This window comes from Nonomuraea sp. NPDC049486 (assembly GCF_040676925.1).
Taxonomy (GTDB): domain Bacteria; phylum Actinomycetota; class Actinomycetes; order Streptosporangiales; family Streptosporangiaceae; genus Nonomuraea; species Nonomuraea ferruginea.
Genome location: NZ_JBFAPV010000005.1, coordinates 85,456 through 112,196, shown reverse-complemented (window position 1 = coordinate 112,196; position 26,741 = coordinate 85,456). Strand labels below are relative to the sequence as shown.

Below are 26,741 nucleotides of genomic sequence, written 5' to 3'. Positions count from 1 at the left end.
CGAAGCGGATGGAAAGCGACATTCTGCGACATTCTCCGGGTAGCCCGACCGTCCTGCGGATCCTGCTGGGCACGCAGCTCCGCAGACTCCGCACCGGCAAGGGGATCTCCCGGGAGGACGCCGGCTACTCCATCCGCGCGTCCCATGCCAAGATCAGCAGGCTGGAGCTGGGCCAGGTCAGCTTCAAGGAGCGCGACGTGGCCGACCTGCTCACCCTCTACGGCGTCACGGACCCCGGCGACCGGGCGCCGCTGCTGGAACTGGCCAGGAAGGCCAACGAGCCCGGCTGGTGGCACAAGTACAGCGATCTGCTGCCGAGCTGGTTCGAGATCTACATCGGGCTGGAGGGCGCCGCCTCGGTCATCCGGACCTACGAGAACCAGTTCGTGCCCGGCCTGCTGCAGACGCCCGCCTACGCCAGGGCGGTGATCGAGCTGGCCCACGAGAACGCCCCGGCCGGCGAGCTGGAGCGCAGGGTCCAGTTGCGGACGGCCCGCCAGCGGCGGCTGACCGGGGAGAGCCCGCTCACGCTCTGGGCGGTGATCGACGAGGCGGCGGTGCGCCGGGTGCTGGGTGGCCCTGAGGTCATGCGCGAGCAGATCGAGCACCTGCTGGAGCTCATCGCCCACCACAATGTCACGTTGCAGATCATGCCGTTCGACCGGGGCGGGCACGCCGCGGCCGGCGGCCCGTTCAGCATCCTGCGCTTCCCCGAGCGTGAGCTGCCCGACGTGGTCTACATGGAGCAGCTGACGAGCGCGCTCTACCTGGACAAGGTCGCCGATTCCGAGCACTACGTGAAGGTCATGGATCGGCTGAGCGTGCAGGCGGAGCAGCCCCGCCAGACCCGGGCGTTCCTGGAGCGGCTGCTGAACGGCTGAGTCCCTGTGACCCATCACATAGGGATTTTTGGCCATCCGGTATATGGCCTCCGGTTCGTCCCTCTATTCTCGGCTCGTAAGCACGGATGCACGTGCATCCGTAAGGGCCGAGGAGCAACACCCATGCACGAGTTCCGCAACGGAACGCCCGCCGGTCGACTCTCCGCCGACTGGCGCAAGAGCGCGCGGAGCAATCCCAACGGCAACTGCGTCGAGGTGGCGACCCTGCCCACAGGGGAGGTGGCCATGCGCAACTCGCGGTTTCCCGACGGTCCCGCGCTCGTCTACACGCGAGCCGAGATCACCGCGTTCGTCCTGGGCGCCAAAGACGGAGAGTTCGACGACCTGCTGGTGTGATCAGCCCTAGCCCGCCGACCGGCGGGCACGCGAAAGCCGCCGTCCGGATCGGACGGCGGCTTCTTTCATGCGCGGTTCTTTCGTGCGGGGCGAGGTCCGCCTGATCAGGCAGTTGTCCCGACCGGGTTCTCCGGAGCCCGGCGTGCCGGGCCCCGGTCATCGGGACAACTGCGTGATCACACGATCTTCGGAGACGCTGCCGGGTGTGTCAGGCGGCGGAGATGCCGGCGCTGGCGGCGCGGCGCATGCGACGGCGACGCTCGGAGGCGCGCTCGTCCTCGTTGAGGCCACCCCACGTGCCGTACTTCTCCGGACGGGACAGTGCGTAGTCAAGGCACTCCGTGCGGACGGGGCACTGGGCGCAGATCGCCTTGGCCTTCCGCTCACGTACGTCACGCTCGGGCTGCCGCTCCCCGTCGGGGCCGAAGAAGAGCACGAGGTCCTCACCCCGGCACGCGGCATCATCCTGCCAACCCCAGCTGGGGCGCGGGCGGGCGAGCTGCCGACGTACCTGAGACATGAGAAAACCACCTTCGTGAGAGGTATTTCGGTAATTGAGCCGCATCGGACGCTTTGGGCGTCACTGTTCCAACGCAATGGAGGACCGTGATGTTCCCTTTGTCAGGCGTAGGCAGGCGTGGCGTACCGCACAGGCGAAAGCCTGTCCAGCGAAACCAGCCGGTAGGTGGCGGCCTTGTCGGCGCAAACCGAGCCACACGGCGCTTGCCGCGCCGAGGGCTGGACCACAACCTTGAACCGGACGTCGCCGCAGCGCACGATGGCTTCGGTGACGTCGCCGTCCGACTTGGAGGATTCCACGGTCACCGCGCCGACGGAGCACTCTCCCGTATGGGTTCGGGCGAAGTGCTCGACGGCTTGCAATGGCTCAGGGATACCCGCGCGTCCCCGGAAACGGTCGAGAATGATCTCGCCCGACCGGTACGCGTTAGCCGCTGCGATCGCAGCAGCCTGAGACATGCTGCCGTAGAAAATTCCGTGTGGCAAGCACACGAGGTTGGCGGCGTACCGATCGCCGCCAACGTGTGACGTTTCCCACACCCTTTCTGGCAGTTTTTCCGCCAGAGCACGGGCGAGGGGCAGTCCGATGCGGGCGCAGCACGCGTTGCGCTTGGCATGCGTGCACACCAGAAATACCGGCTCGTCTTCAAGTATGCAGGACTCGGGGACCACTCCGGCCACCAGCGCGTCCAGGTCAAGATCGTCAGGACCTGCGATGACGCCGCCGGCGAGCCACGGCCGGTCGCCGATCCCGTACCCGACTAGCACGCGGATGCCCTGATCCCGCGTCCGGGTGCGGCGGCCCGGTCGGCGGATGAGCTGCGGCCTGATGCCCCGGGCGAGCGCCCGCGCCACCAGTTCGGCGATGTTCTCAGGAAGTTCGAAGCTTTCCAGGTGTGACGGCCACGGGCCCGCGTACTCGACCAGGAGCCAGAGCCGCGCGCCCGCCGTGGCGCTCGCGAGAGTGGGGACGCCACCCGTGTGACATCCCCTCGCGTGTTCGCAGCCCTTCGCCACACCTTCCCCCTTCCAACGGTTAGGTAAGACTAACCTAACGGGTTGGGGAGGATCAGCCGAACATGCCCTCCGCGGCCTCCAGAGCCCGTTCGCGGTCCGCCGCCACCAGGCCGATCCGGGTGCGCCGGTCGAGCAGGTCGCCGGCGTCGAGCGCGCCCTCGTGCCGCACGGACCAGAGCAGGTCGCCCCGGGTCAGGCCGAGACCGACCGGCTCGGGACAGGACTCCACCAGCGGCCGGACCGCCGCCGCCTCCGCGCCGTAGCGCTCGGCGAGCCTGCGCGGCGTCCCCGCGGCCGGCCGGCCCGCTCCCACCAGCGGGATGGCGGCCGTCCGGCTCGGGCCCGCGCGCAGCCCGCGGACCGCGACCGCCCGGTCCACGGCGTCCTGGGCCATCCGCCGGTAGGTGGTCAGCTTGCCGCCGACGACCGTGACGAACCCGCCCGAGGACAGCACCGCGTGCCGCCGCGACAGATCCGCCGTGCGCCCGCCCGCCCCCGGGTCCCCGCGCCCGTCCCCGCGCCCGTCCCCGTGCCCGCTCGTGTGCCCGCCGCCCGCCAGGAGCGGTCTGAGGCCCGCGTACGCGCCCGCCACGGCCTTCCTCGGCACTTCGATCTCCAGGACGCCGTTCAGCACGTCCAGGAGCGTCCTGACGTCCTCCTCGGGCGCCTCGGGGACGTCGGGCACCGGCCCGTCCACCGCGACGTCCGTGAGCCCCACGTACACCCGCCCGTCCGCTTGCGGCAGGACGAGCGCGAAACGGTTGCTCTCACCCGGGATCGGCACGTGGAGCCCGGCCCGCAGCCCCGGCAGCGCGCCCGCCGCGAGCACCAGGTGGGTGCCGCGCGAGGGCCGCAGCCGCACCCTCGGGTCCAGCCCGCCGGCCCACACGCCGGTCGCGTTGACCACCGCCCGCGCCCTGATCTCGAACTCCTCGCCGGTCAGCTCGTCACGCACCCGGGCGCCGTCCGGGCGCAGCTCCAGCGCGCGGCAGCGGGTCAGGATCCGGGCCCCGTGCGCGGCCGCCGTCCTGGCCACGGCGACCACGAGCCGGGCGTCGTCGAGCACCCGCCCGTCCCACGACAGCAGCCCGCCGCGCAGCCCGCCCGCGCGCAGCACCGGGGCCAGCTCGCGGACCCGGCCCGCCGGCAGCGCCGACGGGCCCGGCAGCAGCCGCCGCGGGGTGCCCGCCGCGCGCCGCAGCCCGTCCCCGAGCAGGTAACCGGTCATCACCGTCGCGGCCCGCGCCCCGGTGACCCCCGGCGTCAGCGGCAGCACGTACGGGTGCGCCCTGACCAGGTGCGGGGCGGTGCGGGTGAGCAGGACGCCGCGCTCCACCGCGCTCTCGTACGCGACCCCCACCTGCCCCTTGGCCAGATAGCGCAGGCCGCCGTGGATCAGCTTGGAACTCCACCTGGAGGTGCCGAAGGCGAGGTCCTGGGCGTCGATCGCGGCGACGCCCAGCCCTCGCGAGGCCGCGTCCAGCGCCGCGCCCGCCCCGGTCGCGCCCAGCCCGACCACCAGCACGTCCACCCGCTCCTCGGCGGTGCGGGCCAGCTCGCGCGCCCTCCGGGCGGCGTTCAGCGAGCTGCCCGGCACGACCCCGCTCACCGTCCCGCCGGGCGCGCGAGGTAGGACTCCAGCAGGGCGGCGAGCTCGGCGTCGAGGTCGTCGAGGGTGAGCGGATCGAGCATGGTGGGCGCCGACAGCAGGAACGACTGGGCGACCAGCAGCACCGCCCTGGCCCTGCGCGGGTCGCCGAGGGCGGGCTCCAGCACCGCGAGCACCGCCTCCTGGCTGGCCCCCCGCCGGTCGAGCAGGTAGGGGAGGAGCAGCTCGGGATCCGCCTCCACGATCTTGCGCCAGAGCGGGTGCCCGCGCAGCCCGCGCACCCCGGCCACCACCGCGCCCACCGGATCGGCCAGGTCGAGCCCGCTGATCACCCGTACCCACTCGCGCGTCATCAGGTCGGCGACCAGCGCCCGCATGTCCGGCCAGTGCCGGTAGATCGTCATCCGCGAGACCCCGGCCCGCCGCGCCACGTCCGTGAGCGTGGTGCGGCGCACCCCGTAGGCCAGCACGCAGTCGCGGGCCGCGTCCAGCACGCCGTCATTGTGACGAATAGCCGTCATATGTCACAGTGTAACCGTGCGATCGGAACCGATGCTCTGGTCCGGCTGGGGCGACCCGGCCAAGGCCCGCGAGCTTCCAGAACAGGTCCGCCGGCTGCTCCACGATCTGCTGGGCGTGCGCGCGCCGGCGGTCCCCGCCGCCGGACTGGAGTCCGTACGGATGCCGCCCGCCGCGCTGGAGCCCCGGCTGCTCGACGCGCTCGCCGGCCTGGTCGGCGACGGGCACGTGCTGACCACGCACGAGGCGCGGGTCCGGCACGCCCGTGGCAAGTCCACCCCCGACCTGCTGCGGATGCGCGCCGGGGATGGCGCCGGCGCGCCGGACGCCGTCGTGCTGCCCGGCGGCCACGACGAGGTGGCGCGAGTGCTGCGGCTGTGCGCGGCCGAGCGGATCGCGGTCGTGCCGTTCGGCGGCGGCACCTCCGTCGTCGGCGGGCTCACCGCAGCCCGCGACGGCTTCGCCGGGGTGATCTCGCTCGACCTGGGCCGGATGGACCGGCTGGTCGAGGTCGACGCCGAGTCGATGACCGCGGTGTTCGAGCCCGGCGTGCCCGCCCCCGAGGCCGAGCGCCTGCTGGCCGCGCACGGCCTCACGCTGGGCCACTTCCCCCAGTCCTTCGAGTACGCCACGCTGGGCGGCTTCGCCGCGGCCCGCTCCAGCGGCCAGGCCTCGGCGGGATACGGCCGCTTCGACGACATGGTGACCGGGCTGACCGTCGCCACCCCCGAGGGCGACCTGGACCTGGGCCGGGCGCCCAAGTCGGCGGCCGGGCCCGACCTGCGCCAGCTCCTGCTCGGGTCCGAGGGCGCCTTCGGCGTCATCACCTCTCTCCGGCTGCGGGTGCGCCGCGCCCCGGCCGAGAAGGTGTACGAGGGCTGGCGCCTGCCCGGCTTCGCCGCCGGCACGGCCGCGCTGCGGGCGCTCGCCCAGGACGGCCCGCTGCCCACGGTCCTGCGGCTCTCCGACGAGACCGAGACCATGATCGGCCTGGCCCGCCCCGACCGGATCGGCGGCGGCGAGGCCGGCTGCCTGGTGATCGCCGGCTACGAGGGCGCCTCGGTGGCCGCCCGCCGCGAGGCCGCCGCCGCGGTGCTGTCAAGCCACGGCGGCGTCCCTCTCGGCGAGGAGCCCGGTCAAGGATGGGCGCACGGCCGCTTCTCCGCGCCGTACCTGCGCGACTCGCTGCTCGCCGCGGGCGCCACCGTGGAGACGCTGGAGACGGCCGGCTTCTGGGCCGACCTGCCGCGCCTGTACGACGCGGTCCGGCTCGCGCTGCTCGGCGCGCTCGGCTCGCCGCTGGTCATGTGCCACATCTCCCACGTGTACGAGACCGGCGCGTCGCTCTACTTCACCGTCGTCACCGCGCAGGAGGACGACCCGGTGGCGCAGTGGGAGCGGGCCAAGGAGGCGGCGAACACGGCCATCGTCGAGGCGGGCGGCACCATCTCGCACCATCACGGGGTCGGCCGCGACCATCGCGCCGCCTACGCCGCCGAGATCGGCCCGCTCGGCGTGGCGATCCTGCGCGCGGTCAAGGACCGGGTGGACCCGCGGGGGGTGCTGAACCCGGGAGCGCTCGTCTAGTCGAGCTCGACGACCCTGGACGCCTCCTCCGCCGCCTCGGCGGCCTCGCCGAAGCGGCGGAGCGCCCTGTAGGCGGCGGCCAGCGCGTGCAGGGAGCGCGCCAGCGGGGCCCCGCCCGCCCTCCTGGCCAGCGCCACCGACTCCTCGGCCGGGGGCAGCGCCTCGGCCGGGCACTTACGTCTCAGCTGCAGGGACGCCTCCATGATCAGGGCGCGCACCAGCAGGGAGGTGTGCTCGGGGTGCTCGGCCGCCAGATCGCGGCTCATCGCCACGGCACGGCTCACCTGGCGCAGCGCCTCGCGCGCGCTCCTCGTGGCGGCGTACGCGAGCAGGCCCTCGACGGCATCCACCTGCGTGGTGTTCCGCCTGAGCGCGTCATCGGAACCGTTCCGGGCCATGGCTAGCCCTCCCCTTGGCGACGACAACCGCTTGCTTGGGGCGACTGAGGTTACACCATCGTGAACCAGCTGTGTCGGCAACGGCACGCTCTGTTCGGATGCGCGCGACGTGATCTACGGGCAAAGATGGGGTCATGGGCGAATCAACGGCTGAACGGGGGAAGCGGGCATCCTCGCGGGTGTCCGAGGAGGGCGCCGGATGGGTGTGCCAGGAGATCGGCACGTTCGACCGGCTGCGGCCGAAGGACGAGGGCTTCACCTGGCTGAACCCGGTCACTCTGTGGAAGTCCCGCAACGAGATCCTCGCCGGCCTGTTCGGCGACCCGTCCGGCGAGGTGCGCGAGCAGTGGGTCGCCGCCCTGCGCGGGCGCGGCACGGACCCCGATTTCCGGATCGCGCCCGAGGTCGGCGAGAGCTTCGACTTCCTGCTCGTCGGCGACACCGGTGAGGGCGACGCGTCCCAGTACGCGGTGGTGCCCGGCATGCTGAAGGCGGGGGAGGGCACCGCGTTCGCGATCCTGGCCAGCGACATCATCTACCCGGCCGGGTCGGGCAACGACTACCGCGACAAGTTCTTCCGCCCTTACCAGGACTACGACGCGCCGATCTACGCGATCCCCGGCAACCACGACTGGTACGACGGGCTCGGCGGGTTCATGCGGGTCTTCTGCGACGCCTCGCTCAAGCCCAGGCCCGACCGGGGGCTGCGCGGGCTGCTGTGGCGCAAGCCCGAGACGATCGACGAACCGGCCCTGGCCGAGGCCCGCGCGCTGCGTGGCCGCCCGGCCCAGCAGGCGACGCAGCCCGGCCCGTACTGGGTGATCGACACCCCGAGCCTGCTCATCGTGGGCGTCGACACCGGCATCAAGGGCACCATCGACAAAGGCCAGACCGCGTGGCTGCGCCGCGTGTCGCTCGACCCCCGGCCGAAGCTCCTGGTCACCGGCAAGCCGATCTACACCGGCAACGCCTACAAGCCCTCCGCGCTGGAGGGCGGCGGCACCATCGACGACATCGTGCGCGACCCGCGCCACCGCTACGTGGCGGCCATCGGCGGCGACGTGCACAACTACCAGCGCTACCCGGTCCAGGTCGGCGACCGGGTCATCCAGTACGTCGTGTCCGGCGGCGGCGGCGCGTTCATGCACGCCACCCACACCATCCGGCGCGTCGACGTGGGCGGCGTGCACGAGGACGACTACCGCTGCTACCCGCTGCGCGGCGACTCGCTGTCCTTCTACAGCCAGCTCTACGCCAAGCGGCTGCGGATGAAGTGGCTCTGCCTCACCCCTGACGAGGCCGCCTGCATCATGGCCGAGCAGATCAAGAACACGCCGGTGCGGCCGGCCGGCGGCGCCGTGACGATCACCCGGCGGATGCGGTGGGCGGCGCGGCTGCTCGGGTCCTGGCCGTGGCCGTTCCGGCTGCCGGTGGACCGGGTGTTCCAGCACTTCCTGTCCGAGCTGTCCGACTGGGACACCCCGCCGTTCTTCAAGCAGTTCCTGCGCCTGTCGGTCACCCCCGACGCGCTCACCATCCGGTGCCACGCCGCCACCGGATGCCTGCGGCAGGAGCTCGAACCCCCCATCGAGGACGAGGTGCGCATCTCTTTGTCGTAGCCGCCTGGCACCCTGGAGTCGTGTACGTGGTGCTGGCCGGAGAGCGGCTCCTTCCCGCGGGCGGGCCGCCCCGCCCCGCCGGGCCCGGCGCGGTGAGCGAGCTGGAGGCGTCGCGGCCACGGTGGGTGTGGGCCGACACCCGCGAGGCCTACCCGCCGCTGCTCGCCGCCGGGGTGCGGGTCTCCCGCTGCCACGACCTCGCACTCACCGAGGCCCTGCTGCTCGCGTACGAAGGGCGTCACGGGGAGCCGCGCTCGGCCAGGGCCGCGCACGCCAGGCTGCACGGCCGGCCCGTCCCCGACGACGCGCCGGAAGATCCCGGCACGCTCTTCGCGCCCGAGCCGCTGCCCCCGGAGGCGGTGGCCGAGGTGCTCGCCGACCAGCTCGCCCGGATCGCGGCGCTGCCCGATCCCGGCCGGTTCCGGTTGCTGGCCGCCGCCGAGTCCGCCGGCGCGCTCATCGCCGCCGAGATGAGCCACGACGGCATGCCCTGGCGCAGAAACGTGCACGACGCGCTGCTCGCCGAGATGCTCGGGCCCCGGCCGGTCCACGGCATGCGGCCGGCCAAGCTGCAGGCGCTGGCCGACCGGGTGTCGGCGGCGTTCGGCCATCCGGTCAACCCCGACTCGGTGCAGCAGCTGGTCAAGGCGTTCAAGGGGGCCGGGGTGGCGATCAAGTCCACCCGGTCCTGGGAGCTCAAGCAGGTCGGCCATCCGGCGGTCGAGCCGCTGCTCGCCTACAAGGAGCTGGCCAGGCTCCACAGCTTCCACGGCTGGGCGTGGGCCGACCAGTGGGTGCGCGGCGGCCGCTTCCGGCCCGAATACGTGGTCGGCGGCGTGGTCTCCGGCCGCTGGGCGACCAGCGGCGGCGGCGCCCTGCAGATCCCCAAGGTGCTGCGCAGGGTGGTGGTGGCCGACGACGGGTGGGCCCTCGTCGTCGCCGACGCTGCCCAGCTGGAGCCGCGGGTGCTCGCCGCGATGGCGGGCGACGCCGGGCTGGCCGCCGCGGCGGGGGAGATCGACCTCTACTCGGCGCTGGCCGGCTCGTTCGGCGGCCAGCGCGACCACGCCAAGATCGCGATGCTGTCGGCGATGTACGGCGGCACCAGCGGCGACGCCGCCCGGCTGCTGCCCGTCATGCGCCGGCGCTTCCCGAAGGCCTACCAGTTCGTCGAGGACGCCGCCAAGGCCGGGGAGGAGGGCCGGCTCGTGCGGTCCTGGCTCGGGCGCACCAGCCCGCCGCCGTCCGCGTCGTGGCGCGAGCTCGTCTCCGGCCCCGAGGGCGGCCGGGCGGCGCGCGACCGGGGCAGGTTCACCCGCAACTTCGTGGTCCAGGCCACGGCCGCCGAATGGGCGCTGTCGCTCATGGGGGTGCTGCGCGGCCTGCTGCCCGGCCCGGCCAGGCTGGTGTTCTTCCAGCACGACGAGGTCATCGTGCACTGCCCGCTCGACCTGGCCGAGCAGGTGGCGAATGCGGTGGGCGCCGCGGCGGCCGAGGCGACCCGGCTGCTGTTCGGGGCCACTCCGGTGCGCTTCCCGATGGAGGCGGTCGCGGTCAGCTGCTACGCGGACGCCAAATAGCGCCCGACCGGCGGGCCGCCAGCGCCAGCCACACCCCGGCCAGCGCCACCATCACGCCCACGCCCGAACCGAGCACCCCGTACGACAGACCGCCCACGATCACGCCGGCCAGCACCGTGCCGGTCGCCCCGCACACGTTCATGAGCAGGTCCGACAGCCCTTGGACGGCCGTGCGGCCGTCGATCGAGACCGACTCGCTGACCAGCGCGGAGCCGGCCACCAGCCCGCACGACCAGCCCAGGCCGAGCACGAACAGCGCCACCGTCACCTGCCACACCTGGTGGCCCGCCGTGGCCGCCAGCACGGCGGAGACCAGCAGCAGGCCCATGCCGAGCAGCAGCACCGGCACCCGGCCCGCCTTGTCCGCCAGCCAGCCGACCACCGGCGACATCACGTACATGCCGGCGATGTGCAGGCTGATCACGATGCCGATCACGTCCAGCTCGGCGCCGTCGTGGTGCAGCTTGACCGGGGTCATCGACATGATCGACACCATCGCGGTGTGGCTGACGGCGATCATCACCAGGGCCTGGCGGGCCATCGGCGTGGTGCGCAGGATCCGCCACGCGGTGCGGACCGTCCGGTTGCCCGCCTCCGTCGAGGGCTTCCTGCCGTCGTGCTCCCTGGCCAGCTTGAGCGGGTCGGGGCGCAGTCCGGCGAAGACGATCAGCAGCGCCAGCGCGAACGCCAGCGCGGCGAACGCGAACGGCCCGGCCTTCCCCACCAGCCCGGCCTCCATGCCGATCCGGTCGGCGGGCTCGGCCAGGTTGGGGCCCGCCACCGAGCCGACCGTCGCCGCCCACACCACCAGCGACAGGTGCCGGGCGGCGTGGTTCCTGGGCGACAGGTCGGTGGCCGAGTAGCGGGCCGCCAGGTTGCCCGCGCTGCCGCCGCCGACCAGCACCAGCCCGGCCAGCAGCAACTGCCAGTTGCCGAGGTTGATGGCGACGACCGAGATGGCGCAGCCGAGCAGCGCCGCCAGGTACGCCAGCGCCAGGCCGGACCGCCTGCCGCCCTTGCTCGACGCCTTGGCCGTCGGCAGGGCGAGCAGGGCCGCCCCCAGCACCGTCGCGGTCCCCGCGAAGCCGCTGATCATCGTCGACCCGGAGAGCTGGTCGACCACCACCGAGCTGAGCGCCAGTCCGACGGCGACTCCGACGCCGCCCACGATCTGCGCGGCCGAGAGCACGATCAGAGTGCGGCGCTGGACGGCCCGGAGATGGGCGGAGGGCGAGGCGTCAGCGGTCGTGGGGGTGCTGGTCACCCGTGAAGTCTCGCATAGCCCCAGAGATCACCCCAAAACGTTGTTTTTGGGACTACAGCACTGTGACGGGGTCACCTCGCCTGATCACGCCCGTGCCGTCGGGGATCAGGTTGACGCCGAACCACACCTTGCCGTCCCACCTGCGGTGACGGTTCAGGGTGCGGATCGGCTCCTTGCCCTTGGCGTAGGTGTCCGGGTCGACGGTCGTCAGCACGCAGCGGTCGCATCCCTTGGCGGCCCGGAACTCCACCTCGCCGATCCGCAGCCGCCGCCACCCGTCCTCGGCGAACGCCTCGTCCGCGCCCTCCACCACCACGCTGGGCCGGAACCTGCGCATGTCCAGCGGCTGCGGGATCTCCTCGCCCAGCTCGGCCGCCGTCTCCGCGACCCAGTCGCCGAGCCGGGCCAGCGAGGCCGTCGTGGTGAGCAGCAGCGGGTAGCCGTCGGCCAGGCTCACCCGGTCGCCGGGCAGGCCGTACGCGGGATCGACCGGGCGCCGGGTGGGGTCGTCCAGCCAGGCCAGCCTGGCGGGCCGCCCGATCAGCGCGGCCATCCACGCGGCCGCGTCGTCCCCGCAGTCGGTCACCTCCACCGGCGTCCCCCAGACGTTCGCCGTGAACCTGCGCGAGGTGGGGACGACGCGCAGCGGGTCGGCGTGCGGGCCGGTGAGTTTGATCGCGGCGCCGTCGGCCAGGGCCACGCAGGCCAGCATGATCGGATGCTCGCGGGCGGTGATCGGCTCGCCGCGCTCGTCCACGACGAGGTAGCGCCGGTCGCCGGCCAGCCCCCACGGCTGCACCTCGGCCTCGGCCACCTCGTGCCCAGAGGTGGATTTGATGGGATAGAAGAAGATGCTCCCCAGCCTCATGTGCAGACCGTACAACATCACGATCTGACTTCCGGGCCTTCCACCAGGAAGGACGCCGGGTCAGGTGGACTGGCGGAAGGTGTCGAAGAAGACCTTGCGGGCCCCGGACTGGTCGTCCCAGACGAGCTCCGGCATGTCGAAGGTGATCGTGAAGGCCGTCTTGTCGTCGACGGTGACGAACCGGGTGAGCGCGTGCATGGGCACCTCGTTCTCGGCGGCGTAGGTGTACTCCCAGTCGGTCGCCTTCCAGCCGCGGTAGTCGGTCTCCTGCAGCTGCACCTGGATGTAGCCGTCCCTGCCGCCGTCCGCCTCCTCGCGGGTCAGCTCCGACAGGCCGCCGTCGGCCTGGGGCGCCACCTGGGCGACGATCACCTCGATGCCCGAGTCCTTCGGCCCGGTGATCGTGGTCTGGCCGCCCGAGGTGCTCAGCTTCCAGCCCTCGGGCACGCCCACGCTGAACCCCGGCGGGGTCTCCTCGACGTACCCGTCGGGCACCGGGGAGGCCTCGGCCCGCGCCGGGGCGCTGCTGGCGACCGAGAGCGGGGTCGTCACGGGCTCGACGGAACCGCTCGACGCGTAGATCATCAGCGCGGCCACCACGGCGACCACGGCCGCCACGGCGGCGACGATCAGCAGCGGCGTCGGCCGCCCGTCGCGCACCCAGGCGTTGCCGTTCTCGTCCGGGCTGCGCCGGCTGGTGGTGGGCCGGCCGGCGGAGGTCCGATGGGGACCGCCGGGCAGCTGGGCCAGGCGGCTGCGGCCGACGTCCTTGGACAGCCTGTGCGACTGGTCGCGCAGGTCGTCGTCAGTGGCCAGCGGCCACCGGCCGGAGGCGCTCACGCTGCGGCTGTCGCTGGTCAGCGGCAGGATGGGCGGCGCCGGTTGCTCACCGGAGTCACCCGGCCCCCGCGTGCGGCCCCCGCCGGGGAAGGACAGGCCGTCCGGCTCCGGGTAGGCGCCGGACGCCCCGCCCGGCGTCGCGTACGGTCCGGACGCGCCTCCCGGCGTCGAGTAGGGGCCCGACGTCTCCTGTCCCGGCAACGGGTACGGGCCGGACGTGTCGTGTCCGGGCAGCGGGTACGGCCCGGACGTGCTGCCCGGTGACGGGTAGCCGCCCGGGGCCGGGTCCGACAGCGACCTCGGGGCCGCCGAGCCGCCGAGCCCCGGAAGGGAGTGCGGGCCCGAGGAGAAAGCGTCGAACCCCGGCTGCCGCACCTGGTCGGTCCGGTGACCGGACGTCGTGTCGTAGGAAATGCCGTACCCGTCGGAAGGGTTGTTCTCCGGGTCGTACGGGACGCGCACCGGGCCCGAGGGCGTCTCCACGATCCGGGAGGGCAGCGGCCCCGACGGCGGCTCCAGCGGCGGCAGCAGCCCCGCGGGCGTCGAGTCGCCCAGCGTGGGCAGCGGCGCGGGCGTCTCCGGGGTGCGCGGCCGTACCGAGCCGTGCGCGAGCAGCACCCGCTCCAGCCGGTCGGCGACCTGGTCGGCGGTGAGCCGCGCGGCCGGGTTCTTCTGCAGCAGCCCCTCGATCACCGGCAGCAGCGCGCCGGCGCGCTGCGGCCTGGACGGCTCCTGCGTGAGCACCGCGCCCAGCACCGCGACCGCGTCAGGACCCTCGTACGGGGGACGGCCCTCGACAGCCGCGTACAGCGTCGCCCCGAACGACCACAGGTCGGCCGCCGCCGAGATCGGCTGCCCCGACAGGCGCTCCGGCGGGATGTACGCGGGCGAGCCCATGAGCAGCCCGGTCTGGGTGATCGTGACGTCGCCCTCGACGGCGGCGATGCCGAAGTCGGTCAGCACCACCCGGTCGGCGGTGAGCAGCACGTTGCCCGGCTTGACGTCGCGGTGCAGGATGCCGGAGGCGTGCGCGTGCCGGAGCGCGTCGAGCACCCGGATGGCGATCTCGGCGGCCTGGATCACCGGCAGCGGGCCGCTCTGCCGCACCGCCTGCTCCAGCGACCAGGCGCGGACCAGCTCCATGACGATCCACGGGCGGCCGTCCTCCTCCACCACGTCGTGCACGGTGACGATGCCCGGGTGCTGCAGCCGCGCGGCCGACCTGGCCTCGCGCAGCACCCGCCGGTGCGCCGCCTGCTTGCCCGCGTGGTCCAGGCCGAACGGCAGGATGAGCTCCTTGACCGCCACATCCCTGTCGAGCAGCACGTCGTGGGCGTGCCACACCATGCCCATGCCGCCCCGGCCGACGGGCGACATCAACCGGTAACGCCTGCCGACGAGCTTGCCCTGGCTCTGTGGAGTGCCGCCTTCAGCGCCGGGGCCGCTGAGCACGCGGTCGGCTGCCATGTCCCGCCCCCATCTCCAGCCTCAAAGGTCACACAAGTCACGCCGTGGTTTCACATCATGGGATTCGTCACCATATAGGCACGTGAACCGGGGCGAAACCATAGTGTCGCTTTTCGGGGGTTGACGTGCGGTTTCGCTATACCTCGAAAGGATCAGCCACCGCGTCCGACAGCGCCCGCAGAGCCGCCGTGAACGCCTCCGCGGGAGGGCTGACGAGCCCCGCGCCGACCTGCCCGGTGCCCGCGATCCTGCCCGCGATTCCGGTGTTCACCACGGGCAGCAGACCGGTCCTGGCGACGAGCGTGACGTCGATGCCGGTGGGCGTGCCGCGGAAGCCGAGCCCCGGGATCTGGTAGGCGGGATGCTCCGCCAGCGTGATCTCGTACATCGAGCGCGTGGCGGCCACCGCGTCCGCGACCTCGCCGCCCACGAACCGGACGATGGCCGGGGCCGCCGCCATCGCGAACCCGCCCAGCCCGGACGTCTCGGTGATGGTGGAGTCGCCGATGTCCGGGTTGGCGTCGCCGGGCCCGTACGCGCCCAGGTACAGCCCGTCCGGCACCCCGGCCGGCCCGGTGAACCACCGGCCGCCGAGCCCCGACACCTGCACGCCGAAGTCTGTGCCGTTCCGCGCCATGGCCACGACCAGGGTCGAACCCGGCACGTCCCGGGCCGCGTCGGTGCTCACCTTGGCCGCGGCCATCCCCGCGTTGAGGAAGAAGTGGTCGTTGCCGGCGATGAAGCGCAGCACCTCCGACGCGTGGCCCGGAGCCGCGTCCGAGATCGCCGGGGCCAGCTCGCGCAGCAGCAGCGAGGTCGCCGCCCGGTTGCGGTTGTGCAGCTCGTCGCCCATCTGCAGCGCCTGCGCGATGAGCGACCGCAGGTCCAGCGGCCCCGTCAGCCCGATCGCCGCCGACAGCGCGGGCCCGAGCACGCCGTCCATCCAGCGCAGCCGGTCGAGCACCTCGGGCCCGTACGCGCCGTAGCGCAGCACCTTGCCCAGGCCCTCGTTGAGCGAGCAGTACGCGGTGCCGCCGTGCTCGGTGTCGCGCACCTCGAACAGCCACATGGACGGGCTGACGACGCCCGCCATCGGGCCCACGGCCGCGTGCTGATGGCACGGCTCCAGCCGCACCTCCCCGGCGGCGAGCCTGGCCGCCGCCTCCCGCTCGTCGTCCGCGTACCCCTCGAACAGCATCGCGCCGATCAGCGCGCCGCGCATCGGGCCCGACGCCCGCTCCCAGGTGATCGGCGGGCCCGCGTGCAGGAACGTGCGCTCCGCCGTCCGCAGCACCTCCGACGCCCGCCGTACGCCGGCCAGCTCCGGGCGGGCCGAGACCAGGCGGCGCACCGCCAGGTCGTTGGCCGCCTGCCTGCGCGGGTCGGCGAGCACCCTGGCCAGGGCGTCCGCGGTGCCCGCCAGGGGCGGGCGCCAGGAGACGCCGGTGACGGCGGCGGCCTGCTCGCGCAGCGCGTCCGCGAGCAGGCCGGCGCCGGCCGTGATGACATGGGGCGGGCCGTCGAGCAGTGTCATAGCGAGTCCCTGGCGTGCCGGGCGGCTTGCGCGTTGGAGGTGAACACGACGGCCCCGGCGTCGCGGAACGCCGCGGCCTGCCGGAGCAGGTCCTGCGGGTCGGCCTCGGTGCCGATCAGCGCGACCACCACGGCGGCGGGCAGGGCGGCGATCGCGGGGGCGAGCCGGGCGGCGGGATCGGGGTCGGCGGCGTGGCCGAGCACCACGTCCATGAGCACCACGCCGCCCGGCGGCACCTTGCCCAGGGCCTCCAGCCGCAGCGTGGGGTCGATCATCGGGTGCGCCCGGCCCCGGGTGTAGACGTCGTCCCCGTAGTCGGTGAACTCCCCGGCCCCGGCGATCAGCGCCGCCTCGGCGCACAGCGTCCCACCGGAGTAGATCCCGATCAGCGGCCCGGGATCTTCGCCTGCCACCGTCACGGCTCTCCGGGCGGAGCCGTCCCAGCAGGGCCAGGCGGGCACCGGGCGGCCGAGGGCGCGCAGCGCGGCCTCGGCGGCGGCGGTGAGGTCGGTGCCGGAGCCGAGCAGCGCCTCCACGACCGGCGTGCGCAGCGACTCCACGACCTCCCGCACGGTCCCCGCCACCTCCGGGTCCGGCGGCTTGGAGACCAGCACGATCAGCTCCGTGGCCGGGTCCTCGTCCAGCATGCGCAGCGCCCGCACCGTCGAGAGCCCGCCGACCGCCGCCGACAGGTCCCTGCCGCCGACGCCGAGCACGTGGCTGACCCCCACGCCCGCGAGGTCCAGCAGGCAGCTCACCTGCTGGGCGCCGGTCCCCGACGCGGCCACCAGCCCGACGGGCCCGGGACGCAGCACGTTGGCGAACCCCAGCCCCACCCCGCCGACCACGGCCGTGCCGCAGTCGGGTCCCATGACGAGCACGCCGCGCTCGTCCGCGCGCTCCTTCAGCAGCCGCTCCAACCCGACCGGCACCCCGTCGCTGAAGACCATGACGGGCAGCCCGGCCTCGATCGCGTCCATCGCCTCGGCGAAGGCGTGCTCGCCCGGCACCGACACCAGCGCCAGGTCCGCGCCGCCGCCGCGCGCCGCCGAGCGGGTGGTCAGCGGCGGCTGCTCGGCCTCCCGCGCCGGCCCCGCCGAGGAGAGCTCCGCCAGGTGGCGGTCCAGCTCGTGCGCCGCCGCCGCGGTGTCCGGCCCGCGCAGCGCGACCAGCAGGTCGCCCGGACCGGCCGGAGGCAGCTCGAAGCCCAGGTCGCGGGCCAGCTCCAGGTTGAGCTCCGTGGCCATGGCGACGATCGCCACCGCCGTGCCAGGCAGCTCGGACAGCGCCCTGCTCACCCGCATCAGCGCCACCGAGTCGTGGTAGACGCCCTCGCGTACGAAGACCGTGTCGTTCATCCCCGTCCCCCCAGCGCGCGTACGGTCTCCAGCCCGATCGCGATGCCCTGCGCCAGGTCGGCGCCCGAGGTGTGGCCCAGCCCGCACAGCCGGCGCAGCGCCGGCCCCAGCGGCTGCCGCCCGGTCAGGCCGCGCAGCACCGCGAGCACCTCCGGGCACGCCTCGCCGCGCGCAGCGCAGTGCAGCAGCGTCGCGGAGATCGGCGTGGTACGGGTGCGCGCGTCGAACGTGACGGTCGCCCCCAGCCACCCGGCCAGGTCGACCGCCCGCGCGGTGCCGGTCGCCGCCCCCAGGTGGCGCAGCGTCACCAGCAGCCCCGCCAGCACGTCGTCGCCGCTCGGCGTCAGCCCGGGACCGAGGCCGACCAGCCGCTCGGCCGCCGTCACCGCGCCCAGCAGCCACCCGGAGGCGCAACTGGCCGCGAGCAGCTCGACCGCGTCGTTGCCGTCCAGGCCCGGCGTGCCCCGCCCGGCCAGCGCCGACGGCGGCGGCAGCGTCGCCGGATCGACCTCGCCCAGCCGCGGAGACGGGTCCCACCAGCGGCGGGCGCGCAGACTCAGCCCGCCGACGTCCACCGAGCCGTCCCCTACGAAGGCCTCGTCACCCATGGTCACGCGCGGCAGCGCTCCGGCGAGCAGCATCGAGTTCGGCAGCCGGGTGGCAGGTCCCGTCACCACGGCGATCACCGCGGGCTCCAGCTCGGTCCTGACCTCCAGGTAGATCCCGGCGGGGAACGCGGCGAGCACCCGGGCGGGCCGCCTCGAAGCCTCCAGGACCGGGCGCACCGCGGTGCTCGCGGCGCCCGTGACGTGCGCGCGTACCCGCCTCACGTGAGTACCGACCGTCACCGGACCTCCCTACCGACCCTGGACCTGACCGTAGAACGGGCCCGGCAACCGCCCGTACGGAGAAATTTGCCAACAGTCAGCGGGAAGACTGGCTCTTCCTGACAGACGGTATGTGGGGCCACAATCTGTACATGGAGCCCCCAGTTCGTCTCGCCAGCACGGGAACGATCATCCACGGCGTGTCCGTCGGAGAGTTGCTGGGCGTGTCGACCCTCGCGGAGGCCCGGCTGATCGCGGGGGAGAGCGGTCTGGGCCGTATCGTGCAACGCCTCAACGTCATGGAGGTGCCCGACATCCTGGCCTGGGTGAAGCCGCACGAGCTGCTGCTCACCACCGGCTACCCGCTGCGCAACACGCCGCAGTCGCTCGGCCGCCTGGTCGCCGACCTGGACGAGCGCGGGCTGGCGGCGCTGGCCATCAAGCTCGGACGGTACGTCGACGAGCTGCCGTCGGCGATGGCCGAGCAGGCGGACCGGCTCGGCTTCCCGCTCATCCTGCTGCCGAACGACGTCGGTTTCGACGACATCCTCAACCAGGTGCTCACCGACATCCTCAACCGGCAGGCGGCCGTGCTCGTCCGCGCAGAGGAGGCGCACCGGGCGCTGGTGCAGGTGGTGCTGGCCGGCGGCGGGCTGGACGAGGTCACCACGGAGGTGGCGGCGCTGCTGGACGTGTCGGTGGCCGCCGTCGACGGCCGCGGCCGGGTGCTGGCGTCGGCGGGCCCGCACGAGGCGGCGCTGCGCGAGTCCATCACCCGCGACTGGCCGCCCGGCGCGGCCGCGTCGCCCGGCGCCCGCACCGCGGTGTCGGTGCCGGTGATCGCGGGCGGGCACCACCACGGCCGGATCGTCGCCTACAGCCCGTCCGGCGACATCCGCGACAGCGACGTCGGCATCCTGGAACGTGCCGCCACCGTGGCCGCGCTCGCCGTCACCCGGCAGGAGGCGGTGAACGCGGTCGAGAGCAAGTACCGCGCCGACTTCCTGCGCGACGTGCTCACCGGCCGGGCCGGCTCCGCCGAGCGGGTGGTGGTCAGGGCGCGGGCGTTCGGCTGGGACCTGGAGCGGCCGGTGACCGTGCTGGTGGCCGAGCTCGACCCCGACGGCGACGAGCGCACCGCCCAGGACCGGCTGGTGACCTGCTGGACGGCCGCGATGCGCCGGCACGACCCGCGCGGCGCGGTGGCCGGCTTCTCCCACGAGGTGGTGGCCGTGGTGGACGCCTCGGTGGACGCCTCCCGCATCGCCAAGGACGCCGCCTCGGCCTTCGCCGACACGCCGCCCGTGACCTTTTCCACCGGCACCTCCCGCCCCAGCCGCGGCCCCGAGACGTTACCGGAGGCGTACTCGCAGGCGCTGAAGGCGGCCCGGGTGGGCCGCCAGCTGCACGGGCCCGGCGCCGTCGCGCACTTCGACCAGCTCGGTGTCTACCGGCTGCTGTCGCTGGTCAACGACACCGACGAGTTGCACGCGTTCGTCCGGGAGACGCTCGGCCCGCTGGCCTCCGACGACGACGCCGAGAACGCCGACCTGCGCCGCACCCTGCAGGTCCTGCTGGAGACCAACCTCAACGTGGCCGAGACCGCCCGCCGGCTGCACTTCCACTACAACACGCTCCGCTACCGCATCGGGAAACTGGAGCGGCTGCTGGGCAACTTCACCGACGACCCGCACCTGCGGCTCAACCTGACCCTGGCCCTGCACGTGCTGAGGATGCGCGGCATCTAGGGTTGGCAGGCGTGGACTTCGAACTGCGCTCCGACTACATCCCGCTCTGCGACCTGCTGAAGTACTGCGGGGTCACCGAGACGGGCGGCCTGGCCAAGATGCTCGTCGCCGAAGGCATGGTGGAGGTGGACGGCGAGGTGGAGCTGCGCAAGACGGCCAAGATCCGCTCCGGCCAGGTCGTCACCGGTGAGGGCTTCACCATCCACGTCCACTGACGATCACCGGCCCCGCCGGGCAGAAGTGCGCAACGGGACCACTGGTCAACCGGGCAGATTTGGCAGATCATGCCCGTGTACCAGCGCGCCTGCTGGCCTAATGTGCCCGCAAGCAGCGGCCCGGTGAAAAGGGGTTCACATGGCATTCGGGTGGACCAAGCACGGCGACGGCAAGCATCTGGCACCAGGCGAGGTCGTGAGGCCGGACGAACGGCTGAGCTGGCCCCGCATGGTGGGGTTCGGCGCCCAGCACGTCGTGGCGATGTTCGGCGCCACGTTCGTCTTCCCCCTGGTGATGGGGCTCAGCCCGAACATGGCGATCATGATGTCCGGGGTCGCCACGATCCTGTTCCTGCTGATCGTCAAGGGGAAGGTGCCCAGCTACCTGGGCACGAGCGCCTCCTTCGTGGGCGGCGTGCTCGCGATCAGGGCGCTGTTCGGCGGCGACTCGCCCGAGGCCAGCTCCGTCGTGGTGGGCGCGATCCTGGTGGCCGGGTTCGTGCTGGCGCTGATCGGCCTCGCGGTCCACTTCCTCGGCGTCCAGGTCATCAACAAGATCTTCCCGCCGCCGGTCACCGGCGCGGTGGTCATGCTCATCGGGTTCGGGCTCGCGTTCGTGGTCGCGGACGTCTACTGGCCGCAGGACCAGTGGATGGCCCTGCTCACGATGCTGATCACGTTCGTCGTCGTGGTGGCGTTCAAGGGCTTCGTCGGCCGCGTCGCCATCCTCGTCGGCCTCGTCGCCGGCTACGTGCTCTCCTGGGCCGCCGACCGGGTCTTCGGCATGGTGCCCGCCTACGACGACGGCGCCGTGCAGGTCGCCGCGCACTTCCGGGTCGACCTCAGCGGGGTGGCCGAGGCCGACTGGTTCGGTCTGCCGCCCGTCACCTGGCCCAGCTTCCACACCTCGGCCGTGCTGCTGGTCCTGCCCGCCGTCATCGCGCTCGTCGCGGAGAACATCGGCCACGTCAAGGCCGTCGGCGAGATGACCAAGACGGACCTCGACCCGTACATGGGCCGGGCGATCGCCGCCGACGGCGTCGCCACCGTGGTCGCCAGCTCGGTCGGCGGCTCGCCGACCACCACCTACGCCGAGAACATCGGCGTCATGGCCGCCACCAAGGTCTACTCGACCGCCGCCTACTACATCGCCGGCGTCATCGCGATCCTGTTCGGCCTGATGCCCAAGTTCGGCGCGCTGGTCTCAGCCACGCCGTCCGGCGTGCTGGGCGGCATCACGGTCATCCTGTACGGGATGATCGGCCTGCTCGGCGCCAAGATCTGGATCGAGAACAGGGTGGATTTCGCCGATCCGGTGAACATGGTCCCGATCGGCGCGGGCATCATCCTGGCCATCGGACCGGTGAAGCAGTTGATCAGCAGCGACTTCAGGCTTGAGGGCATCGCGCTCGGCACCATCGTGGTGGTGGGCGGCTGGCACCTGCTCCGGGTCATCGCCCGCCGCACCCCCGAACCCGTCAGGATCGAGGCAGGGTGAAGCCGCCGCCGTTCGAGTACCACGCCCCCCGCGACCTCGGCGAGGCGCTGGAGATCCTGGCCGGGGCGGGGCCGCGCGGCAAGGTGCTCGCCGGCGGCCAGAGCCTCATCCCGATGCTCAACATGCGGATCGCCGCGCCGGACCACCTGGTCGACATCAACCGGCTCGGCGCGCTGAGCTCGATCGACGCGGCCCCCGGCGGGGTCACCGTGGGCGCGCTGGCCCGGCACGCCGAGGTGGAGCGGGCCGCCCCGCACCCGCTCATGGTCCAGGCGCTCCGGCTGGTGGCCCACCCGGTGATCCGCAACCGGGGCACCGTGGTGGGCAGCCTCGTGCACGCCGACCCGGCCGCCGAACTGCCCGCCGTGCTCGCCGTACTCGACGGCTCGGTGCGCCTGGCACGCCGCGCGCCCGGCGCGTCCGGCCTGCCGGACGGGGTGGTGACCAGGGACGTGCCCGCGGGCGCGTTCTTCACCGGCCCCATGGAGTCGGCGGCCGAGCCGGGCGAGCTGGCCGTCTCCGCGTTCTTCCCCGCGCTGCCGCCGCGCACCGGCACCGCCTTCCGCGAGATCGCCAGGCGGCACGGCGACTACGCGCTCGCCGGGGTGTGCGCGGTGGTGACGCTCGACGAGGACCTGCACATCAGCGCCGCCCGGGTCGGCTGCGTCGGCGTCGGCCCCGTCCCGGTCGTGGTCGACGTGACCGAGGCCTGCGAACGCCGGCCCGCCGCGACCGTCCCCTGGTCGCGGGTCGCCGGGGCCGTACGGGAACGCGCCGAGCCGGACGGCGACGTGCACGCCTCCGCGGCGTACCGGCTCCACCTGATCGGGGTGCTGGCCGAGCAGGCGGTCAAGGACGCGGCCAGGGAGGCGGCTGGATGAGCACCGGGACGGATTCGAGTCACGAGATCACCCTCGGCGTGAACGGCACCGCCCGCCGCGTGCGGGTGCCGGGCAGGCGGCTGCTGTCCGACTGCCTGCGCCACGACCTCGGCCTGACCGGCACCCACGTCGGCTGCGAGCACGGCGTGTGCGGCTGCTGCACGGTGCTGCTCGACGGCCGGCCGGTGCGCTCCTGCCTGATGCTGGCCGTCACCGCCGACGGGCACGAGATCACCACCGTGGAGGGGCTGGCCGGGCCGGACGGGATGTCGCCGGTGCAGCGGGCGTTCGGCGAGAGCCACGCCCTGCAGTGCGGCTTCTGCACGCCCGGCTTCCTCTGCACGGTGACGGCGCTGCTGGAGGAGAACCCCGCGCCCACCGACGAGGAGGTGCTGGAGGGCATCTCGGGAAACCTGTGCCGCTGCACCGGATACCAGAACATCGTCAAGGCCGTCCACCGCGCCGCCGAGCTGAAGGCGGAGGAGTCATGACCACCAGGCTGTTCGGAGAGCCGGTGCAGCGCCGCGAGGACCCCCGGCTGCTCACCGGGCAGGGCCGGTTCCTCGACGACCTGGGCTCCGGCGCGCTGGCCGCCGCGTTCGTGCGCTCCCCGCACGCGCACGCCCGCATCCGCGACGTCGACGTCACCGCCGCGCTCGACGTCGACGGCCTGATCGCCATCTACACCTGGGAGGACCTGCCCGAGCGGGTCGGCCGGCCGCTGCCGCTGCTCATCCCGCACCCGGCGCTCACCCACGGCCGCACCGCCTACCCGCTGGCCAAGGAGACCGTGCGGCACGTCGGCGAGCCCGTCGTCATGGTCGTGGCCACCGACCGCTACCTCGCCGAGGACGCCTGCGGGCTCATCGAGGTCGACTACGAGCCGCTCAAGCCGGTCGTCGGCCTGGAGGACGCCGTGCAGAGCGGCCACCTCGTGCACGAGGACGTGCCCGGCAACATCGGCGCCCACCTGGTGCAGGAGGTGCCCTCCGCGTCCGGGCTGAGCGCCGGGGAGGCGATCGACGCCGCCCCGCACACCCTGTCGTTCCGGCTCGACATCGAGCGCAGCGCCAGCACCCCGCTCGAAGGCCGCGGCGTGTACGCCCGCTGGGACGGCGCCGACCTGCGCGTCTACTCCAGCACCCAGACCTCCACCAGCGTCCGCATGGCCATCGCGGCCGCGCTCGGCCTGCCGCTGACCAGCGTCGAGGTCATCGCGCCCGATGTGGGCGGCGGGTTCGGGGTGAAGATCGTGCACCCGTGGCCGGAGGAGATCCTGGTGCCGTGGGCCGCCATGCTGCTCGGCCGCGAGATCAAGTGGACCGAGGACCGGCGCGAGCACTTCATCTCCTCCGCGCACGAGCGCGGCCAGGTGCAGCACGTGCGGGTCGGCTTCGACGACGACGGCCGGGTGCTCGGCATGGACGTGCGCATCCTGCACGACCACGGCGCCTACACCCCGTACGGGATCATCGTGCCGATCATCACCTCCACCCAGCTGCTCGGGCCGTACAAACTCGGCGCCTACCGGGTCGAATTCTCCTCCGTCTACACCAACACCGTGCAGGTCACCCCGTACCGGGGCGCGGGCCGCCCGCAGGGCGTGTTCTGCATGGAGCGGACGATGGACAAGATCGCCCGCCATCTGGGCAGGGACCGCACCGAGGTGCGCGCCGCCAACTTCATCCAGCCCGACGAGTTCCCGTACGACCAGCGCATGACCTTCCAGGACGGCCGGCCGCTCATCTACGACAGCGGCGACTACCCCGAGATGCTCCGCCTGGTGAAGGAGCTGATCGGCTGGGACGACTTCGAGCGCGCCCCGAACCGTGGCATCGGCATCGGCTGCTACGTCGAGGGCACCGGCGTCGGCCCGTACGAGGGCGGGCACGTGCAGATCACCTCGGACGGGCGGGTGCACGTCTCCACCGGGCTCACCTCCCAGGGGCAGGGACACCAGACCGTGTTCGCCCAGATCGCCGCCACCGAGCTGGGCGTGCCGATCGAGCGGGTGTCCGTGGTCACCGGCGACACCCGCAGGTTCGGGTACGCGGTCGGCACGTTCGCCTCCCGGGCCGCGGTCATGAGCGGCAACGCGATCGCGCTCGCCTGCCGCAAGGTGCGCGAGAAGGCGCTGCGCATCGCCGCCGACGCGCTGGAGGCGAACCCGGCCGACCTGGAGATCACCGAAGGCATCGTGCACGTGGTCGGCGACCCGAAGGCGGCCGTCCCGCTGTCCACGGTCGCGGTGCTGGCCAACCCGCTGCGGTACGCGTTCGACGACGAGGCGGCCAGGGCCACCCAGTTCTCCGGCCAGTCGTCGGGCGGGGCCTCGCCCGACCGGCCGCCGGTCGCCGAGGGGGACGAGCCGGGGCTGGAGGGCCGCGACTACTACTCGCCGATCCGCTCCACCTTCGCCGCCGGCATGCACGCGGCCGTCGTCGAGACCGACCCGCTCACGGCCGAGATCAAGGTCCTCAGGTACGCGGTCGTGCACGACTGCGGCAAGCTGATCAACCCGATGATCGTCGAGGGCCAGATCCACGGCGGGGTGGCGCAGGGCATCGGCGGCGCGCTCTACGAGCGGATGGTGTACGACTCGCACGGGCAGCTCGTCAACGCCTCCTTCATGGACTTCCTCATGCCGTACGCGACCGAGATCCCGCACGTCGAGACCGCCCACCTGGAGACCCCGTCGCCGCTCAACCCGCTGGGCATCAAGGGAGCGGGGGAGGCGGGGGTGATCCCGGTGTCGGCGGTCATCGCCTCGGCGATCGAGGACGCGGAGGGCGTCGACATCGACCGCATGCCGATCTCCCCGTCGGAGCTGTTCGACCTGCGCGGCTGATCGTCCGCCCATGGCAGGATCTGCGGCATGCGAACGGACCGGACCGGCGCCGCCCCTGGCCCCCAGACCACAGCGGCAGAACAGGCGGCCAGACACGCGGCCGGACAGGCGACCAGACAGGCGGCCGGACAGGCGGCCGGTCACGGGGCCGGACGCGCGGTAGAACAGGCGGCCGGACACGGGGCCGGACAGGCGGTAGAACAGGCGGCCGGACACGGGGCCGGACAGGCGGTAGAACAGGCGGTCGAGCTGCGGGTGCCCGGCGCCGGGCTGACTCGGTTCCCGGGCGACGCGGCCGGGGCGGCCCGCGTCCGGCTGGTCGACCTGGCCTGGAACGAGCTCACCGAGCTGCCCGCGTGGGCCGGGGAGCTGACCGAGCTGGAGGAACTGCGCCTCGACGGCAACAGGCTGCGCGCGCTGCCCGACCTGTCGCGTCTGAAGGCCCTGCGCGCTCTCCACGCCGACGGCAACCGGCTCACCGAGGTCCCACCCCTCCCGCCCGCCCTGGAGACCCTCTCCCTGTACGGGAACGTCGTCGAGCGGCTGCCGGACCGCCTAGGCGACCGGCTGCGCCACCTGTCCGTCGGCGGAAACCGGGTCACCGGGCTGCCCGCGGCGCTGTGGCGGCTGACCCGGCTGGAGACGCTCAACGTCGCCGAGAACGCGCTCACCGAGCTGCCGCCCGCCGTCGCCGGCCTCACGTCGCTGCGCATGCTCGACGTGGGCCACAACCGGCTCACGTCCCTCCCCGCGGAGCTCGGCGACCTGCCGCTCACCGACTACCTGTACGCGAGCGACAACCTGCTCACCGAGGTGCCCGCCGCCATCGGCCGCCTGGACCGGCTCGCCTACCTCGGCCTCACCGACAACCGGCTGCGCGCCCTGCCCGAGAGCCTCGGCCGGATGGCCTCCCTGGTCGAGCTCAGGCTCTACGGCAACCGGCTGGAGTCGCTCCCGGCGGGCATCGGCGGCCTGGGCCGGCTCCGCGAGCTCCACCTGAGGGGCAACCGGCTGGGCGCCCTGCCCCCGTCGATCGCCGGGCTGGGCGAGCTGCGCGTACTCGACCTGCGCGACAACGTCCTGCGCGAGCTGCCCGATCTGTCACCGCTCACCCGGCTCACCCATCTCGACCTGCGCAACAACCGGCTGCGCCGTCTTCCGGCGCTGCCGCCCGCCCTGGAGAAGCTCGACCTGCGCTGGAACAAGCTCGACGACGAACCGTCCGCCCTGCGCGACCTGGCCGCCCGCGGCTGCGTCATCCTACGCTGAACGGGTGAACCGTCCTCACGGATCCTGCGTATCTCGGC

General features: G+C 73.3%; 23 protein-coding genes. 12 read left to right on the top strand and 11 right to left on the bottom strand.

Annotated features, from left to right (window positions below; translation table 11 throughout):
- The first annotated feature begins 8 nt into the window (after positions 1-8).
- Complete coding sequence (locus AB0K05_RS16665) at positions 9-881, top strand: helix-turn-helix transcriptional regulator (protein WP_364230410.1); 873 nt, start codon at positions 9-11, stop codon at positions 879-881.
- A gap of 123 nt (positions 882-1,004) precedes the next feature.
- Positions 1,005-1,238 (top strand): DUF397 domain-containing protein, encoded by a 234-nt coding sequence (locus AB0K05_RS16660; protein WP_148030423.1) that lies wholly within the window; start codon positions 1,005-1,007, stop codon positions 1,236-1,238.
- Positions 1,239-1,446: 208 nt separating this feature from the next.
- Here AB0K05_RS16660 and AB0K05_RS16655 read toward each other — a convergent pair whose 3' ends face one another.
- The 4 genes from AB0K05_RS16655 to AB0K05_RS16640 form a co-directional block, all read right to left on the bottom strand.
- Positions 1,447-1,758, bottom strand: a complete 312-nt coding sequence (locus AB0K05_RS16655; RefSeq protein WP_101784355.1) for a WhiB family transcriptional regulator — start codon at positions 1,756-1,758, stop codon at positions 1,447-1,449.
- 101 nt (positions 1,759-1,859) lie between these two features.
- A complete protein-coding gene (locus tag AB0K05_RS16650) occupies positions 1,860-2,774 on the bottom strand; it encodes a sucrase ferredoxin (RefSeq protein WP_148030424.1) in 915 nt (304 codons plus the stop codon).
- A gap of 52 nt (positions 2,775-2,826) precedes the next feature.
- On the bottom strand, positions 2,827-4,383 hold the full coding sequence (locus tag AB0K05_RS16645) for a glycerol-3-phosphate dehydrogenase/oxidase (protein ID WP_345482519.1): 1,557 nt from the start codon (positions 4,381-4,383) through the stop codon (positions 2,827-2,829).
- Entirely contained in the window at positions 4,380-4,904 is a 525-nt protein-coding gene (locus AB0K05_RS16640) for a helix-turn-helix domain-containing protein (RefSeq protein ID WP_148030426.1), read from the bottom strand. The genes AB0K05_RS16645 and AB0K05_RS16640 overlap by 4 nt, the downstream gene beginning before the upstream one ends.
- 31 nt (positions 4,905-4,935) lie before the next feature.
- Here AB0K05_RS16640 and AB0K05_RS16635 point away from each other — a divergent pair, with 31 nt between their 5' ends.
- Complete coding sequence (locus AB0K05_RS16635) at positions 4,936-6,489, top strand: FAD-binding oxidoreductase (protein ID WP_271279953.1); 1,554 nt, start codon at positions 4,936-4,938, stop codon at positions 6,487-6,489.
- On the opposite strand, the gene AB0K05_RS16630 is transcribed toward AB0K05_RS16635, so the two are convergent.
- Entirely contained in the window at positions 6,486-6,887 is a 402-nt protein-coding gene (locus AB0K05_RS16630; RefSeq protein ID WP_148030427.1) for a hypothetical protein, read from the bottom strand. The two genes, AB0K05_RS16635 and AB0K05_RS16630, sit on opposite strands and share 4 nt — an antisense overlap.
- 134 nt (positions 6,888-7,021) lie before the next feature.
- Between AB0K05_RS16630 and AB0K05_RS16625 the strand changes: the two genes are divergently transcribed.
- Both AB0K05_RS16625 and AB0K05_RS16620 read left to right on the top strand, forming a co-directional pair.
- Complete coding sequence (locus AB0K05_RS16625; RefSeq protein ID WP_364229887.1) at positions 7,022-8,506, top strand: metallophosphoesterase; 1,485 nt, start codon at positions 7,022-7,024, stop codon at positions 8,504-8,506.
- A 29-nt stretch (positions 8,507-8,535) separates the two neighbouring features.
- Positions 8,536-10,086, top strand: a complete 1,551-nt coding sequence (locus AB0K05_RS16620; protein ID WP_271279954.1) for a bifunctional 3'-5' exonuclease/DNA polymerase — start codon at positions 8,536-8,538, stop codon at positions 10,084-10,086.
- Here the strand turns inward: AB0K05_RS16620 and AB0K05_RS16615 are convergent.
- The 6 genes from AB0K05_RS16615 to AB0K05_RS16590 form a co-directional block, all read right to left on the bottom strand.
- Positions 10,061-11,350 (bottom strand): MFS transporter, encoded by a 1,290-nt coding sequence (locus AB0K05_RS16615; protein ID WP_271279949.1) that lies wholly within the window; start codon positions 11,348-11,350, stop codon positions 10,061-10,063. The genes AB0K05_RS16620 and AB0K05_RS16615 overlap by 26 nt on opposite strands.
- A gap of 52 nt (positions 11,351-11,402) precedes the next feature.
- Positions 11,403-12,218 carry an MOSC N-terminal beta barrel domain-containing protein gene (locus AB0K05_RS16610; protein WP_271279950.1) on the bottom strand — a complete coding sequence of 272 codons (816 nt, stop codon included), beginning with the start codon at positions 12,216-12,218 and terminating at the stop codon, positions 11,403-11,405.
- 60 nt (positions 12,219-12,278) lie between these two features.
- The gene (locus AB0K05_RS16605; protein ID WP_271279951.1) at positions 12,279-14,525 is read right to left on the bottom strand and encodes a serine/threonine protein kinase; all 2,247 of its coding nucleotides are present in this window, start codon (positions 14,523-14,525) and stop codon (positions 12,279-12,281) included.
- Positions 14,526-14,661: 136 nt separating this feature from the next.
- A complete protein-coding gene (locus tag AB0K05_RS16600) occupies positions 14,662-16,059 on the bottom strand; it encodes a DUF1116 domain-containing protein (protein WP_219543225.1) in 1,398 nt (465 codons plus the stop codon).
- Positions 16,056-17,417 (bottom strand): FdrA family protein, encoded by a 1,362-nt coding sequence (locus AB0K05_RS16595; protein ID WP_364229884.1) that lies wholly within the window; start codon positions 17,415-17,417, stop codon positions 16,056-16,058. The genes AB0K05_RS16600 and AB0K05_RS16595 overlap by 4 nt, the downstream gene beginning before the upstream one ends.
- A complete protein-coding gene (locus tag AB0K05_RS16590; RefSeq protein WP_219543227.1) occupies positions 17,414-18,265 on the bottom strand; it encodes a DUF2877 domain-containing protein in 852 nt (283 codons plus the stop codon). Before AB0K05_RS16590 ends, AB0K05_RS16595 begins: the two co-directional genes overlap by 4 nt.
- Positions 18,266-18,396: 131 nt before the next feature.
- Between AB0K05_RS16590 and AB0K05_RS16585 the strand changes: the two genes are divergently transcribed.
- From AB0K05_RS16585 to AB0K05_RS16555, 7 genes are all read left to right on the top strand, one after another.
- On the top strand, positions 18,397-19,992 hold the full coding sequence (locus tag AB0K05_RS16585) for a PucR family transcriptional regulator (protein ID WP_148030436.1): 1,596 nt from the start codon (positions 18,397-18,399) through the stop codon (positions 19,990-19,992).
- 11 nt (positions 19,993-20,003) lie between these two features.
- Entirely contained in the window at positions 20,004-20,207 is a 204-nt protein-coding gene (locus AB0K05_RS16580) for an RNA-binding S4 domain-containing protein (protein ID WP_148030437.1), read from the top strand.
- Between the two features lie 139 nt (positions 20,208-20,346).
- Positions 20,347-21,705, top strand: coding sequence for a solute carrier family 23 protein (locus AB0K05_RS16575; protein ID WP_219543228.1), 1,359 nt, complete (start codon positions 20,347-20,349; stop codon positions 21,703-21,705).
- Positions 21,702-22,586, top strand: coding sequence for an FAD binding domain-containing protein (locus AB0K05_RS16570; RefSeq protein ID WP_271274952.1), 885 nt, complete (start codon positions 21,702-21,704; stop codon positions 22,584-22,586). The genes AB0K05_RS16575 and AB0K05_RS16570 overlap by 4 nt, the downstream gene beginning before the upstream one ends.
- Positions 22,583-23,077 carry a (2Fe-2S)-binding protein gene (locus tag AB0K05_RS16565; RefSeq protein ID WP_271274951.1) on the top strand — a complete coding sequence of 165 codons (495 nt, stop codon included), beginning with the start codon at positions 22,583-22,585 and terminating at the stop codon, positions 23,075-23,077. Before AB0K05_RS16570 ends, AB0K05_RS16565 begins: the two co-directional genes overlap by 4 nt.
- Positions 23,074-25,434 (top strand): aerobic carbon-monoxide dehydrogenase large subunit, encoded by a 2,361-nt coding sequence (gene cutA / locus AB0K05_RS16560; protein WP_271274950.1) that lies wholly within the window; start codon positions 23,074-23,076, stop codon positions 25,432-25,434. Before AB0K05_RS16565 ends, cutA begins: the two co-directional genes overlap by 4 nt.
- 27 nt (positions 25,435-25,461) lie before the next feature.
- Positions 25,462-26,703, top strand: coding sequence for a leucine-rich repeat domain-containing protein (locus AB0K05_RS16555; protein WP_364229879.1), 1,242 nt, complete (start codon positions 25,462-25,464; stop codon positions 26,701-26,703).
- The last annotated feature ends 38 nt before the right edge of the window (positions 26,704-26,741 follow it).

What these genes read in the sequence shown, in the direction of transcription:
- AB0K05_RS16665 (WP_364230410.1), top strand. Translation starts at nt 9, where the DNA reads ATGGAAAGCGACATTCTGCGACATTCTCCGGGTAGCCCGACCGTCCTG.
- AB0K05_RS16660 (WP_148030423.1), top strand. Translation starts at nt 1,005, where the DNA reads ATGCACGAGTTCCGCAACGGAACGCCCGCCGGTCGACTCTCCGCCGAC.
- AB0K05_RS16655 (WP_101784355.1), bottom strand. Translation starts at nt 1,758, where the DNA reads ATGTCTCAGGTACGTCGGCAGCTCGCCCGCCCGCGCCCCAGCTGGGGT.
- AB0K05_RS16640 (WP_148030426.1), bottom strand. Translation starts at nt 4,904, where the DNA reads ATGACGGCTATTCGTCACAATGACGGCGTGCTGGACGCGGCCCGCGAC.
- AB0K05_RS16635 (WP_271279953.1), top strand. Translation starts at nt 4,936, where the DNA reads ATGCTCTGGTCCGGCTGGGGCGACCCGGCCAAGGCCCGCGAGCTTCCA.
- AB0K05_RS16630 (WP_148030427.1), bottom strand. Translation starts at nt 6,887, where the DNA reads ATGGCCCGGAACGGTTCCGATGACGCGCTCAGGCGGAACACCACGCAG.
- AB0K05_RS16625 (WP_364229887.1), top strand. Translation starts at nt 7,022, where the DNA reads ATGGGCGAATCAACGGCTGAACGGGGGAAGCGGGCATCCTCGCGGGTG.
- AB0K05_RS16610 (WP_271279950.1), bottom strand. Translation starts at nt 12,218, where the DNA reads ATGAGGCTGGGGAGCATCTTCTTCTATCCCATCAAATCCACCTCTGGG.
- AB0K05_RS16605 (WP_271279951.1), bottom strand. Translation starts at nt 14,525, where the DNA reads ATGGCAGCCGACCGCGTGCTCAGCGGCCCCGGCGCTGAAGGCGGCACT.
- AB0K05_RS16600 (WP_219543225.1), bottom strand. Translation starts at nt 16,059, where the DNA reads ATGACACTGCTCGACGGCCCGCCCCATGTCATCACGGCCGGCGCCGGC.
- AB0K05_RS16595 (WP_364229884.1), bottom strand. Translation starts at nt 17,417, where the DNA reads ATGAACGACACGGTCTTCGTACGCGAGGGCGTCTACCACGACTCGGTG.
- AB0K05_RS16585 (WP_148030436.1), top strand. Translation starts at nt 18,397, where the DNA reads ATGGAGCCCCCAGTTCGTCTCGCCAGCACGGGAACGATCATCCACGGC.
- AB0K05_RS16575 (WP_219543228.1), top strand. Translation starts at nt 20,347, where the DNA reads ATGGCATTCGGGTGGACCAAGCACGGCGACGGCAAGCATCTGGCACCA.
- AB0K05_RS16565 (WP_271274951.1), top strand. Translation starts at nt 22,583, where the DNA reads ATGAGCACCGGGACGGATTCGAGTCACGAGATCACCCTCGGCGTGAAC.
- cutA (WP_271274950.1), top strand. Translation starts at nt 23,074, where the DNA reads ATGACCACCAGGCTGTTCGGAGAGCCGGTGCAGCGCCGCGAGGACCCC.
- AB0K05_RS16555 (WP_364229879.1), top strand. Translation starts at nt 25,462, where the DNA reads ATGCGAACGGACCGGACCGGCGCCGCCCCTGGCCCCCAGACCACAGCG.